At 58.6% G+C, this 13,471-nt stretch carries 10 protein-coding genes; 5 read left to right on the forward strand and 5 right to left on the reverse strand.

Going from position 1 to position 13,471, the window contains the following annotated elements; all coding sequences use genetic code 11:
* Window positions 1-136 precede the first annotated feature (136 nt).
* From EOA32_RS09675 to EOA32_RS09695, 5 genes are read left to right on the forward strand one after another with little or no spacing between them, the layout of a single operon-like run.
* Window positions 137-322, forward strand: coding sequence for a DNA modification system-associated small protein (locus tag EOA32_RS09675; RefSeq protein ID WP_128371603.1), 186 nt, complete (start codon window positions 137-139; stop codon window positions 320-322).
* Between the two features lie 17 nt (window positions 323-339).
* On the forward strand, window positions 340-2,364 hold the full coding sequence (locus EOA32_RS09680) for an AAA family ATPase (RefSeq protein ID WP_281013564.1): 2,025 nt from the start codon (window positions 340-342) through the stop codon (window positions 2,362-2,364).
* Window positions 2,364-3,857, forward strand: coding sequence for an FtsK/SpoIIIE domain-containing protein (locus tag EOA32_RS09685; RefSeq protein WP_128371605.1), 1,494 nt, complete (start codon window positions 2,364-2,366; stop codon window positions 3,855-3,857). Before EOA32_RS09680 ends, EOA32_RS09685 begins: the two co-directional genes overlap by 1 nt.
* Window positions 3,857-4,999: an AAA family ATPase gene (locus EOA32_RS09690; protein ID WP_128371606.1), complete on the forward strand. Its 1,143-nt coding sequence runs from the start codon at window positions 3,857-3,859 to the stop codon at window positions 4,997-4,999. The genes EOA32_RS09685 and EOA32_RS09690 overlap by 1 nt, the downstream gene beginning before the upstream one ends.
* Window positions 4,996-5,883 carry a hypothetical protein gene (locus EOA32_RS09695; protein ID WP_128371607.1) on the forward strand — a complete coding sequence of 296 codons (888 nt, stop codon included), beginning with the start codon at window positions 4,996-4,998 and terminating at the stop codon, window positions 5,881-5,883. Before EOA32_RS09690 ends, EOA32_RS09695 begins: the two co-directional genes overlap by 4 nt.
* A gap of 50 nt (window positions 5,884-5,933) precedes the next feature.
* Here the strand turns inward: EOA32_RS09695 and EOA32_RS09700 are convergent, their stop codons facing one another.
* The 5 genes from EOA32_RS09700 to rlxS all read right to left on the reverse strand — a co-directional run bounded on the left by EOA32_RS09700 (window position 5,934) and on the right by rlxS (window position 13,324).
* Window positions 5,934-6,362 (reverse strand): DndE family protein, encoded by a 429-nt coding sequence (locus EOA32_RS09700; protein ID WP_128371608.1) that lies wholly within the window; start codon window positions 6,360-6,362, stop codon window positions 5,934-5,936.
* The gene (locus EOA32_RS09705) at window positions 6,359-8,593 is read right to left on the reverse strand and encodes an AAA family ATPase (protein ID WP_128371609.1); all 2,235 of its coding nucleotides are present in this window, start codon (window positions 8,591-8,593) and stop codon (window positions 6,359-6,361) included. Before EOA32_RS09705 ends, EOA32_RS09700 begins: the two co-directional genes overlap by 4 nt.
* Window positions 8,594-8,597: 4 nt before the next feature.
* Window positions 8,598-9,728 carry a DNA phosphorothioation system sulfurtransferase DndC gene (gene dndC, locus EOA32_RS09710; RefSeq protein ID WP_128371610.1) on the reverse strand — a complete coding sequence of 377 codons (1,131 nt, stop codon included), beginning with the start codon at window positions 9,726-9,728 and terminating at the stop codon, window positions 8,598-8,600.
* A complete protein-coding gene (locus tag EOA32_RS09715; RefSeq protein ID WP_128371611.1) occupies window positions 9,725-10,882 on the reverse strand; it encodes a cysteine desulfurase family protein in 1,158 nt (385 codons plus the stop codon). Before EOA32_RS09715 ends, dndC begins: the two co-directional genes overlap by 4 nt.
* 474 nt (window positions 10,883-11,356) lie before the next feature.
* A complete protein-coding gene (gene rlxS / locus EOA32_RS09725; protein WP_128371613.1) occupies window positions 11,357-13,324 on the reverse strand; it encodes a relaxase/mobilization nuclease RlxS in 1,968 nt (655 codons plus the stop codon).
* Between the last annotated feature and the right edge of the window lie 147 nt (window positions 13,325-13,471).

Consider the following 13,471-nt stretch of genomic DNA (forward strand, 5'->3'; position numbering starts at 1 on the left):
CAGCGCTGTATGTAGACAGCCCTTCTTCCCAACGGTTGTGGCTACAATATCGGCAGACAAATCTTCTGTTGCTCCCTAGCTTGCATATCACCCGGAAATACGGCTACCAGTACGGCAAATAGCAAGGGGGACTGGGATGGAGGTGGATCGGAAACTGATCGATCATGCCGCCGCGCAACATGATGTAGGCGCGGACGTACTCGTGGCGCTGCTGGAGCTTTCGTCTGAATTTCCTGACATGGCCGCGAGAGGGGCGAAGCCACGATTGCTGGCGCGCATCACCGAAATAATCGAGACGGCGGTCGAGGCGCGCAGCGCGTGAGATTTCTCCGACTCGAAGTGCAGGACATGTTCGCTTATCGCGAATGCAATCGAATTGAGTTTTCCGAGTGTACGCTCGAACGCAACATCATCGTGGTCTCGGGACGCAACGGTGCCGGAAAGACGAGCTTGTTGAATGCCGCGAAGTTGTTGTTTCTCGGCGCGAACTCTGAGTCCATGCGACGCATTCGCGTCGGCGATTCCCCATTGAACCCGAAACAATTCATGATTGGGGTGCCTGGTCGCTGGTACGGCGTCTTCCCTCGTGACGGTCGCCGCGATGGTATGATCGCCCGGGTCGCTTTGTTTTGGGAAGAAAGTGGCGCTGCTTACTCGGCCGAGCGCAGCTTTACACTAACTCGCCAAGGCAACGACTATACCGAAAAGCTCCAAATTACCCGTAACGGGCGCGCGCTCAGCCTCAGCGAAGAAGATGCGGACGCGCGACTTCAAACGCTCCTTCCGAACGAAGTGGTCCCTTTCTTCTTCTTTGACGGTGAGCAGATCCAGTCGCTGGCAGATGCCGATGTGGGTCGCGAGAGCGCAGAAATCGAACGCCTACTGGGGCTTTCCTTTCTCAACGACATCGACCGTCAGCTCGACGTTTATGTCAAGGAACGACGTCGCGCGGGGTTACCTGAAACCGTGCGTCACCGCATCACGGAAATGGAAGGCGAACAAAAGAGCGAGGAAGCCCGTGCCGAAAGCGCGCGACGCTTACGCATCGCTTTGGAAGAAGAGATCGCCGACCTCGAAACCGCGAAGGCGCGGGCCGAAGAAGCGCGTAAAAAGCTGCGCAGCGGGCTTTCGGAGGAGGAGCGCTCAAAGATGGGAGCGCGAATTGAGAACCTTCGTCGACAACGCGAAGCTCTGGCTTCACAGATCGCGAGTAAGCTGCCGCTTGAGGCACCCTTCCTGACCAACCTCGGCCTTGTGGACCAAGCGTTCCGCACACTGGACGACCAACTTAAGGCCGGCACCGCTGCCAGCCTGGCCAACCGGCTTCACGCAGATCTGCCGCCAGGGGTTATCGCGCTCCTTGCCGCCCTTGAACCCACTGTAGCGCTCCATCCGCGTCAATCAACCGAGTTGATCAAAGGCCTGGGCTGGCTCCTAACCAAAATAGGAGTTCCGGCCGACTCATTTGACCATCCGATTTTTGCGTCGGTCGCGATTTCGTTGAGGCAGCAGCTTCGGGATCGGTTTCTGACTTGGCATCAAAGTGGCCAAGAGACATTGGCAGCACATGCCGACTTGCTTCGCCAGATGCGCGCTCTCAACATTCAACTGCGTCAAGCGCAGCGCGACCTTGACGACGCGGATGTTGTGTCCGATGAGGCAAAACGGCGCTACGAGCAACTGACAAATGAGATCGAGATGGCGGAAGCGGAGATCCGTCGGCGCTTGCAAGAGACGGTCGTCCATGAACAGGACGAAAGTCGGGCTGCTCGAAATGCTGCTCAGCTCTCAGACCGAATTCGTGCCGGCTATGAAGAACACGCCGATGTTCTGCGGGAGAACAAAGCCTATGTTTTGTCGCGCTCGGTGCGGCTCGCGCTCCAGACTTATCGACAAGAGCGGCGGGCAGCGATCCGCGCTTCGGTCGAGGAGCGGCTGCGTGCCAAGGTAGCCGTCCTCTTGGGTCCAAGTCGTTTGATCAAATCCGCGTCCCTCAACGAAAACTTCGTAATGACTTATCAGGACGAGGATGGCGAGGACGTCGCGCGCCAATCAATCTCGGCAGGCATGCGCCAACTGGTCGCGATGGCCATGCTCTGGGCCTTGAAGGAAGAAGCCGACCGACCTCTTCCTGTCATGATCGACACTCCGCTCGGCCGCATCGATCGCGAGAATCGCAATCTTTTGATGAACGATTATTTCCCGCACGCGGGTAATCCTCTCGTGCTTCTCCCAACCAACTCTGAGTTCGGCGACCAAGGATTCGATCAGCTGTCGGAGCATATCTGCAAGCGCTACGAAATTCAGAATCATGACGGGAGATCAGCTAGTATTGTCGAGCTATCCTTGCAGGTGGCTCACTGATGGATGACATCTTTTTCACCCAAGAGGAAAAAGAGTTCTTCGAAGCAGTTCTCGCTCGGGGCCTTCTTCAGCCCCAGGCCTTTTTTTGGCAGGTGCTTCGATTTGCTCTGGCACTGTCCTTGCGCATGGATGGCATGCCCGATGAACGTTATGGCCGCCCAAAGGGCGGCGCTAATCGAAGCAACCTCCATCTTGAGCAACTGACTGGCCGTGGCACCGACAAAGACTATGACGACGCGGTCCGACTGCTGTTATCGATTAAGCATCAGGCAGATCTTTTTAGCAGCCAAGCCGAATATGTGGATCTGGTCCAGCGCCATTTTAGACGCGGTGTCCAGGCGATGATGCGTGCCTGGCAACCGGGCCGCGATTTTCACGACTACTTGCTAGACGAACTCTATTTCCAAGCTGGCACCACTGGCCAGCCCATCAACGACCTTGCTGCTGTACCGAGCGAGGAGATGCTCAAACAGGGACTGGCAGCGATCGGCGTCAAGGCAACACCAGCCGGAGCGGCGGTGAGCGGGCCGCGGCTGATGCGTTTTCCGCTGACACTCAACGGTGTCGAGGACTTTGATCGCTTGCGGCGCGGCCTGGAGGACCTCTCATTCACCCTCGGGCTGGGTTCAGCGACCGTAAGCATGGTTCGCGAAAGCGGAGAACGTCGCGTCACGATTGAAATCCCGCGCCCAAGCGCCACCTGGCATGACATCCGTTGGGCCGATGTTGCACCAATACTGGCAGATCGGCCAGAAGCGCTCGCGGTATGCCCAGGTACGGATGTCTTGGGCGTACCCTTCGTGTTTGACCTCGCCGAGGCGCCACACCTGTTCGTCGCGGGCGCGACCGGCAGTGGCAAGAGCGTCTGTCTCAATGCACTGGTTCTGTCCCTGCTCGCCGCTAAAAGACCGCCAACGCTTGTCATGATCGATCCCAAAGGGCTCGATTTTGCAGACTATGAAGGCTGCGCAAGCCTGCGTGAGGGACGCGTCGTCACCGATATGAACGAAGGGGTGCAGCTGTTGCACGCCATGGTCGACGAGATGGAGAACCGCGCTTCGATCCTGCGCCAATACCAAGCGCGCAATATCGCCGAGGCACAGGCGGCAGGAGCTGCGCTCGATCGCATCGTTATCTTTGTCGACGAACTTGCAGATTTCCTGATCGGCAAGAGCGGGGCCCAGGAGCCGTTGGTGCGGTTGGCGCAAAAGGCCCGTGCCAGCGGCATCCATCTGGTCCTTGCAACACAGCGCCCCGAGGCTGCGACGTTTCCAGGCCTGCTTCGCTCGAATATCCCAAGTCGAATTGCGCTCACCGTCCAGAAGGCCGCCGATTCCAGGATCATACTTGATGAAGCAGGGGCAGAGAATCTTCTTATGCGAGGCGACATGCTTATCAAGATTGCCGGACGCGATACGCGTCGTGTCCATGGCGTACGCGTCGACCGCGACGACATTCTTCGAGCTGTCAAGCAATCCGGGCTGAATCTATAATGGCGATCCGATCCACCCATTTCGCACTGGCCGGACTGACCCTTCTGGACGTCGGTCCCCTTCGTGACACGACCTCGGTGAGCTTCCTGACGGCCGAACACGAACCCGCCAACATCTATTTGGTGATGGGCCCGAATGGCGGAGGCAAGACCACCTTGCTCGAAGCTATCGCGGCAGCAATGTCGATGCTGGGTGCGGCTGTGCACGCGAAATACGGCATGCCATCGCTTGATGAAGGAAACGGCGGTGTCCAGCTCGATGCGCTGATCAGGCTGGATGACGGCATCAGCAGCGAGACCTTTATCCTTTCGATTGTCCTAGGCAGCCCCGGTCTGCTTAAAAATTGGACCGAGCCTGACTTGCAAGCAGCGGGAGCTTCTTCGCAACTTGTCTTGCGTTATGGGATACGACCCGGTTCCCGGGTGATCGAACGGTTCGCGGATTCCGATAGACAAGCGCTTGACTTCGCCGACACTATAATAGCCGAGATCGGAGAGCCGACCCGAAGCATGTTTGGCACTGGCTCAACCGCGTTCCCAACCTTGCTCTACTTCCCTTCCGACCGCGGAATTGCCCGAAACAGTGCCGGGGGGCAAGTCATCGCTCGCCCAGAGCAACTAAGCTATGCCCCGGTGCACGTTTTTGGTGTGGACGGGGCAACTTGGGCCAGCTCACTCGACAATCTTTTTGTCTGGTTTGCCTGGCTTGGCGACGGTCGCGAGGAGCTTTGCCGGGAGATTGTCAATCGCTATGTTTTTCGCGATGGGAGCAAGACGCTGCTTGATGTCGATCGCGAGCGTCTACGGGCGCCCGTTTCGGTTGACGGGATTGTAGAGCACGGCCTCGACCAGCTTAGCAGTGGTGAGCGCCAGTTGGTCCAGTTGCTGGTTCGTATTGCTAGCCACATGAGCGCCGCGACGATTGTTCTAATCGACGAAACAGAGCAGCACCTTCATCTCGTCATGCGTCGTCGGCTCATCACTCTGATCAAGGAGTGGGCGAAAGAGCACACCGGACTCAGCTTCTACATAACGTCACACCAAGCTGATTCATTGCGTATTGTTGCTCCAAAGATTCCTGAAGACGGGCTTCGCAAATTTGGTTGCTTGGTAAAGCCGCGGTTCAAGGCATCTCGTCAATGAGCAATGTCGCTTCGTTCGACGAATTTGAGACCGACCTAGAAATTGATGCGCATAGCCGAGGCCTGCCGCGCATCATTCTGGAGGGGGCGACCGACGTATGGCTTTTCCGGGACATTTGGTTCACCAACTACTTGGCCAAATTCGAGTTTGTCTCTGCCTCGCGACTGGCTGACGGCGACGGCTGCACCGCAGTCCCGGCTGCCGTCCAAAAGAGTTGGGAAGAAGAAATACCAGCATTCGGTATCCTCGATCGTGATGTATACTTTCGGCGTAAGGTCTGGGATGCGCTATACGAACCGGAGGAGATACGGTTCCGGACTTTCGAAGCCGACGGCAATTTATTTGTATCGGAACTGTGGGAGATCGAAGCGCACCTCATTTTGCCGGAATTGCTTACGCCTTGGGTAATCGGCTGCAGCCGTGATCCGATTAGGTTTGGCCATCTTGCCGGAGATGCACTCCAGCGTGCGCTCGCCCAGTGCGATATTCTCTTCGAAGCAGCGCCCTATCTTGCAGCGATGCATTCAGACGGTAAAGCCGCGACGGGTAGCTTTGGCGAACTTCCTCTCGAGGAAGTGCGCCAAATATGCGCGAACCGCCTCTTGGGCCTCAGTGCCGAGGCAAATGAGCAGGCCCAGTTGGTCGCAAACTTCGTGGTTCACGTCCGAGCCAGCGCACCAGCTGAACCAGCGGCGCGATTGCGCTATTACCTCAAGTTCATTGATACCAAGCGTTTGTTAGACAGGCTACGCAATGCGTTGCGCCTCACGACCAATCACAACAATCATCAAATGTTGGCCGGCTTCATGCGTCAGGGCGCAACTGAGCCCGAAGAGCTCAAACGACATCTCGCTCACCTGATAGAACGTGTCGGGTCCGCTTGAGCGCTGGACAAGGCGGCGAAAGGTGGAAGCTGAGGTGCCTCGCAGCCTTGCTAATGTGAGAGCGCGCCGGACATCAACTGGGCGAAGGCATCTTCTATCGACAAGACTGACTTTTCAGTCTTTGAAAGCTTTTCCATTCCTCGAGCCCAGTGAGCCGCTACAAGGTCCTGGAACTCACGCCGCGTCAGCCCGGCAACGCCTGAGTGCTCTACAACCAGCGCGATCCAAAGTGTCAGATCCGCCTCGTCCTGGCCGAACAAAGTGTCGCCTCTGATCGGCCGCCCACTGTTGTCGGAAATTGGCGTGGGCGATTTGGGTTCCGCTAGAGAGAGCGAGAGCGCCAGCCGCGCAGGTTGATATCGGTACGGCAGGCCAAGCGTCTTCTGGATGCGAGAGTTTTCAGAATCTGCGGCAAAGGATGTCCGGAAGTCGGCGCGGGCGATATCGCCGATCTGAAGTGGAGAACGAATTTGGCTCATGCGGCTCGCCTCGGAAAATAGCCTTTCTGAACCAACGTCTCGCCCAGGCCGCCGCCTTCGGATCGATAAATGAGATGGTGTTCGGAGCCGACGCGACTCTCGATCCGATCGTAGTATCTACCGGATACTTCTTCGGGCTGGGACAGAAGGATCGTCTGAGAACGGCGCGAGGTAAAATAGTCCAGAACGCGGTCGCGATGCTCAGTGTCCAGACGACCGAGTGGCGTGTCTATGACGAGCGGAAGAGACGAGCCGCCAAGGCTGGTGATGGAAGCGATCAGTGCCATGGCAAAAATCTGGTTTTCACCGGCAGAGGCATCAGTATCCCGCAGGTCGCGCCCGAGCGCGTCTATCAACGCTACATTGCCGTCGTGCGTTATGGCAACGTTTTGGACGATGCCCTTGTGCGCAAGGCCACGATAGGCGCTGGTCAATGCTGTTGCCAATTCGGCGTAGTACTCAGGCAGGACAAGCGAAATGGACTGCCTCAGCGCATGTAACACAGTCCTGGCTGCGTCGGCCCCGTTGGCTGCATGGCCGCCGTTGCGGCGTTGGCCCTTGCGACGGTTCAGATCGATTTCCAACGGCTCGATTTGAGCCTCAAGCTTACCCGCGACCTGATCAAGCCGTCGCCTTTGTCCCTCAAGCTCCGATATTTTCTCGTTTAATAGTTCCAGTTCGCCGACCAAAGCGGCCCGGTTCTCCTCATCGCGTTTACGCTGCACATTGTGTTCTTCCATTCGCGAGATGGATTCGGTCAGGTCAGTGATCTTTTGCAGCATGCCCTCGATCTCACCACGCGCCGATGCCCGCGAGCCGGTAAGCAGTTCGTACACGTGCCGGGCGTCGTGGCCGATGAGATAGCCATGTAAGGTCGCAGTGTCGGACGCGACCGCAGTGCCCAAAGAGGTGTTCCACGCCTCTTGAGTCCGTCGCGCAAGATCGGCAAGCGCTTCCGGCGACAACTGAGGCTTGGTCCGCTCCAGAGCCGCGATTAACTCACGCAGCATGCGCTCGTCTTGTCCCCGCGAGCGCAAGGTCGAGCGGGCTGCTGCGTCGAGGGTCCTCTCCACGTCTTTGAGCAGTTCGGAGGGAATAAGAAGGAATGGCAGCAGCCTTACACCGGATAGAAGCAGATCATGCCGAGCGGCATGCAGCTCAGCCTCGAGCTTTTTGCGAAGTTCCAGCTCGGCATGGCGCTCCTGATAGGTGCCATCGCCGATAGACCCGATTGACCTCACGATCTCGTCACGGCGCCGGCGCAACGGACCAAGGGCAGATTCCACCGCTTCGAGATCAGCTCGCGTATTCGACAATTCGTCCGTGAAGGCCGCGACTTGCGAGATCAATGAAGCTTCGACACCGTCAGCCTGCACGTCCTTGCCGCGGTCCCGGGCATAGTCGGAAAGATCATTCAGCAACGCAGTGATAACGCCGACACCCAGAGCGCTCTCAAGACCGAAACGTACCTGTTCGTCTAGTTCGCGCTGAGCCAAACGCCGAATTTGCTCGCCGTCGAATAACAAGAAGGGGAGCATACTGGCAGGCGCGATGCGCCGCTCGATCTCGAAGAATGCAAATTCGGGGCCGGGCACATCCGGCGGCGGGCTGAGGATGTGCCTGTCGTCTCCGGAGCGGAGAACCAGTTCCTCGTCATCCTCGACGAACGAGCCATCATCACCAAAGTACCAGTGCCGCTCGATCTCGAAAGGACCATCCTCGCAATCGATTTCGATCACCACTGACATGTCGCGACCGCCGCGTTCGAAGGCTTGACGATGCATCGCACGTTCAATCGCCTGATGATAATCAGAGCGTCTTGGCGCGATCCCATAACCTTCTTCGCGACTCAACCGTGATCGGTCGATATGGGCGCGCATTCCGTACAAGCCCACTGCCAAGGCCTCCAAGATGCTGGTCTTGCCATTGCCGTTGTTACCACCAATCAGCGCGACTGGCCGTTCGGGATGGGCTGCGAAATCCAATTCGGCGCGCTCGAAGGCCTTCCAATTTTGCAAACGGATGCGTTTAAATCGGAACGGCCGCGCCGCACGGGTCACCGTAGGGTTCCAGGCAATCGTCGACCAATTGACCGGAGCACCGAAGATCTCGTCAAAGCGATTGAACAATCTGCGGCGATTGCCGTTCGAACCATAGAGATTGCGGGCCGAGATCAAAAGGTCGAGGTAGGAGGAGACGCCGTTAACGGGGAGACGGGCTTGATCAGACATGCTGTTAGAACTTCGTCATGGCGATAGTATCTTCGGCCCAGATGCGCCGTATAGCGTCGATCTCGGCTGGCGACACCAGTTCCATATTCACCTCGCTCTGAACAGCGATCAACCTACTAAAGATCTCTCGGCGCGCGGTGAGGGTGAAAGGGCCCGGGATAAGACGCCCTTCTCCGACGAAGTTGAGCGTGCCATTTCGGCGCTTGGCCATACGCTTTGAGCCGTCCTCGCGGATGGCCTTCAGCCAATCCCGGAACTCCAGCAGGGGTTCTAGATCGCCATAGCCGGCTTCGATAAAGGACTCTGCGCTCTTGTCCTTCTCCACTACCGTGCAGGTCCAACAACCAAATCGTGAGGAAGCAGTGCCACAGGATGGTGCCTCGGACCTGTCGGTCACCAGCGGACACTCACCGCCTCCGGCGTTGCGGTACATTGTCACCAATTCGCGGTGCGTACCGCCCCACGGCGGGGACGACTGCAATAGCGTCTGCCACACCTCATCCGTCGAGAGATCCACAATCGGCTTATATACAAGACAGTTCTGCAAGCTGTTGTGAGGGTTAAGGCGTTGGCCATTGTCGTATCGGCTGACGCTGCGCCGACGCTGAGTGGATTCCGCGCTACGCACGCCAAGCAAAAGAACGGCCTGACCGGACTCGTCGACCTGAGTCTTGATGTAAGTGGTCGTTGGAGCGATCTTCATACGATCCGTGCACCAGCGGAAAACCCGACTGGGGGATGGATAGCCGCGCCCGATAAGATTGACCCAGAAGGTCTGCTCCACATGCGGGACCGTCTTCGCAACTACGATCGGTAGCCGTAAAGGCCCCACAGACTGCCGCATCCGTTCCAGCACCATGTCAAGATGGTGAACAATCACCGGTGACTCCACGAGCGTATCGTTGGCCACGATGTGGACCGCGCGTAGCCGTTTACGCGGAGGTAGCGACAGCAACATCTCACATACCAGCTGCGCAAGCAGCGTGCTGTCCTTGCCTCCGGAAAACCCGAGGATCCAAGGTGTCGAATGTGGCTGCAGATATTCATCGCGAATATCGACAAGGATTGCCTTCAACCGATCGCTCAGCTGGCCGACCGGCTCTAAGTCTGGATCTATCACGGCTGCTGTCGTCATGCTCTTCTCCGGGTCGAACGCAATGCTTCAACCGCCCGTTCTATGGCGTCTGCAGCTATGTTAATCTCTTCGCCTGTAGTTCCGTGCCCCAGACCAATACGGACAGCGGTTTCGGCTTGCTGTGTCGAAAGGCCTATGGCGAGCAAAACGTGTGAAGGCACAAGGTTCTTCGCGCTGCAAGCCGACCCCGTCGACAAGGATATCTCGTCTTGTAGTCGAAGGACCAGGGCTTCGCCATCGACGCCGTCGAATCGCAAGTTAAGGTTCCCTGGCAATTTGGACTTGCTGTCGCCATTCTCCACAGCCCCGGTGATCGCCAGCAGTCGCGACCGCAACCTGTCCCGCAGTCGCGCGACACGAACGGATTCTTGAGCCATTTCTTCCCTAGCCAAGGCGCAGGCGGCGCCGAACCCGACGCAGAGCGGCGGCGAGAGCGTACCGGAACGCGCGCCACTCTCCTGGCCACCTCCCCGCAGCAGTGGTGCCAGCTTTGGACGCAGACGGCGGGAGACATGCAATGCTCCAACGCCGGTCGGCCCGCCAAGCTTGTGAGCCGAAACACTTGCCAAGTCGAGCAGCGACGTCGAAACTGGCAGTTTACCAGCGATCTGCGCTAGATCGGAATGAAGCAAGGCACCTCTAGCGCGTACGATTCTTGATATCTCGTCCATTGGCTGGACGACTCCGATTTCGTGGTTCGCCCAAGCCACCGATACCAGTCCGGTGGTATCGTCTAGCATGGCTTCCAGCGCCGCCAGATCGACGCGCCCTGTCCATGCTACAGGTATCGTATCGATGACCCATCCCTGATGCCTCAGATCCGCAGCTTTCTCCAAAATCGAAGCGTGCTCGATCGCAGAAACGGCGATCCGCCGTTTTCCGACATTCCCGAGGTGCTCTGCCAAACCGCCCAAGGCCAGATTATTCGATTCTGTCGCGCCAGACGTGAAGACTATTTCGGACATACGCGAACCGAGAAGCTCAGCGACTTGGCTTCGAGCAGCCTCGACAACCGCGTGGGCGGCCCCACCGTGCTTGTGTGTGGAATGAGGATTGGCGTCGACTGCTGCGTATGCCGCGACCATTCGTTGCAGAACGCGAGGTTCTATAAGGGAGTGGGAATGATAATCGAGGTAGATCGGCGCAGTGAGCATCTAGTCGCCATCCAGCGAGTTTCTTAAGAACACGCCGGCACCAACATCAGCCCGGACGAACATAACCCCGTTCGCCTCGAACGTGCGCACAATGTCGACGACAGTCCTGGATGTTAGGGTTTCGAGGCCCTCTTCCAACCGACCAATTGTATTCACGCCAACGCCGCATTCCTGGGCCGCCCTGGCCTTAGTCCAATCGAGGAGGATACGAGCGGCACGTATATGCCGTCCACGCACGTCTCGAGGTGGTGCGATCTGGTATGTATTTCGCGAATCCATGTGGCGATTGTTGCCACACGCGAGGTATCCGGCAAGCCAAAAGGTACGAAATGTACAAGAAGCACCCCCATCTACCCAGCACGCCAGCGCTTCGGGCTTCACGAGTGCCGAGTGCGACGCAAGACAAATGGCCTAACAATTAGCCTACGCCATAGCACCTAGGAGTACATTTGAAATCGAGCTTCCGCGCTGTCTCTACGAAACGCCGGGCCCGCCTTTCTGCCGACCGATGGTCCAAGAAATCCCCTCTCCGCTCATGATCCCGGAGACCTCCTTCCCGACATGTCGGTCAATCACCGGTCGCCACGGCACGAGCGTGAACTCCCGCGACTTCTCGATGACGGCGTATTTGCCGCTGCCGAGTTCAACCGATCGGCGCAGCACGCCTTCTATTCGGTCTCCAGATCGAGTTTCGACGTAGGGGAGCCCGAGCTCGTCCGAGAGCTGGCTGGCGACGCGGTTCAGTTCACGCTGGCGCAGGATCGAAATCATGCCAGCGCGATAGACGATCCGGTCCTGCTGTTCATGAGCGAGGCCTTGTGCGATCAGCCACTGCCGCCGGGCGGCTTGCGCTTCCAGAATCTCCCGACCAAACCCGGAGTTGCGCAAGGTCTGCGCCGCGGCTGAAATCAACTCGCCGTCGAGCCAGGTGGCGCCGTCGAAACCGACTTGCCGCTCCAGCGGCAGCGGCGAGAGCTTTTCTACAACGACAGGCTCGACCCTGGTCCGCTGACGCTCGTAGTCCGCAACGCGGTCGAGATGATCCGGCGCGATGATCCAGGTGCCGTCCGGCTGACGTTCTACGCGGCCAGTGACTCGCCGGATCGCCTCTAGCCGCCGCACATGCGTTTCCGCAAATCGCTCTGTGGCCGACGGATCATGCTTTAAGTGAATGTCGACGCTGTATCGTCCGCCATTCGCAGCAGCGATCCCGGCAATGGTCAGGTCAACTTGCCTGCGCTCCGTGTTCCGCGGCGTAACCCGGACGATGCTGCCATCGGGCGTCGGTTCGGTTGCCTCGCCTTTGCCGATATCGATGTAATGGCTTTTGCCGTCGATACCGTCGACGATGAGGTAATGGCGGTCATCGATTTCATCTGCCAAGGCGCGCGCGACCACGCGGCCGACCACGGGCTCGGCATTTTGTCCCGCGTCGTAGACAACACAATCGGCGGCACTGCGCACGAGTCCCTTGCTGGTCAGTTCGCGATGCATGGTCTTGATGATGTCCCCGCGCTCGCCCAACCGACGCAGCGTTACTTCGAGCTCATCGTCCAGGCGCCAGCGGCCGGAGCCGATCTCCGCTGCAAGCCCCATGCGTTCGAGCTTGCGCAGCCGGCCTTGATGCAGCGTCTGTCGAAACACATCGCGATCGCTAAGCGAGACAAGTCCATCATCGCCTCGCATTCGAAGCAGCTGCCGGTCGATGCTCGTGAAACGTTCCTGCTCCATCTCCTGGCGCAGGCGCTGCTCGATCTCGAGGTCGGTGCGGGGACCGAGATCGAGGCTCACCAGCTCGGACGCGCGCTCTCGCAAACCAGAGGAGATGTACTCCCGCGCGATGACGAGATTCTCGCCCCCGTCGTCCTTGCCGCGAACGATGATGTGCGTATGCGGATGGCCGGTGTTGAAATGATCGACGGCGACCCAGTCGAGCCTCGTGCCGAGGTCCTCCTCCATCTGCGCCATCAAGCGCCGGGTCAGCGGTTTGAGTTCCTCATACTCAATGCCGTCTTCGGCCGCGACGATGAACCGGAACTGATGCCGGTCGCCCTCCGCCCGATCGATGAAGTCCTTGCCATCGACCCGATCGCTGTAGGTACCGTAGAGCTCGCCGGGCTCGCCTTGCCGGGTGACGCCGTCGCGCTGAAGATAGCGCAGATGCGCACGCGCTCCGTCCGAACCCTTGCCGGCCAGCTTGACCACCCGCGCTTTGACCACAACCCGTCGCTGCCGGAAGGCGGCGTAGCGATCGCGCGATTTCAGCAGCACGGCAGCCGCCCCACCACGCCCAGTCCGGCTTCCCGTGAAGTGGCGGCCGAGCGGGGACCTGCCGCCGGCTCGGTTGATTGCTGCCCGGAGCTGGCCGGCGAAACGTTTTCCTGCCTTCGAGCCGCGCGACCCGATTTTGCCAAGCTTTGGCCTGAACTCGTCGTCTCTCACCCCAGCCTCCTGGACAACTGCAGCAAAATCAGCGGCTTGCGTGCCCCAGCCTCCTAGTGCTGATGGCAGCCTCTTGGAAAAACGATGTGCAGACAAAGACTTGACCGCCTCGTGGAGGCGGTGCCTTTATCTTGCCTTCTCTCAACC

The sequence above is a fragment of the Mesorhizobium sp. M1A.F.Ca.ET.072.01.1.1 genome (genome assembly GCF_004023325.1).
In the GTDB taxonomy this organism is placed as follows: Bacteria; Pseudomonadota; Alphaproteobacteria; order Rhizobiales; family Rhizobiaceae; genus Mesorhizobium.

Bases quoted from the DNA above. Each gene is read 5' to 3' on its own strand.
- EOA32_RS09675 (WP_128371603.1), top strand. From the start codon at position 137: ATGGAGGTGGATCGGAAACTGATCGATCATGCCGCCGCGCAACATGAT.
- EOA32_RS09685 (WP_128371605.1), top strand. From the start codon at position 2,364: ATGGATGACATCTTTTTCACCCAAGAGGAAAAAGAGTTCTTCGAAGCA.
- EOA32_RS09690 (WP_128371606.1), top strand. From the start codon at position 3,857: ATGGCGATCCGATCCACCCATTTCGCACTGGCCGGACTGACCCTTCTG.
- EOA32_RS09695 (WP_128371607.1), top strand. From the start codon at position 4,996: ATGAGCAATGTCGCTTCGTTCGACGAATTTGAGACCGACCTAGAAATT.
- EOA32_RS09700 (WP_128371608.1), bottom strand. From the start codon at position 6,362: ATGAGCCAAATTCGTTCTCCACTTCAGATCGGCGATATCGCCCGCGCC.
- EOA32_RS09705 (WP_128371609.1), bottom strand. From the start codon at position 8,593: ATGTCTGATCAAGCCCGTCTCCCCGTTAACGGCGTCTCCTCCTACCTC.
- dndC (WP_128371610.1), bottom strand. From the start codon at position 9,728: ATGACGACAGCAGCCGTGATAGATCCAGACTTAGAGCCGGTCGGCCAG.
- EOA32_RS09715 (WP_128371611.1), bottom strand. From the start codon at position 10,882: ATGCTCACTGCGCCGATCTACCTCGATTATCATTCCCACTCCCTTATA.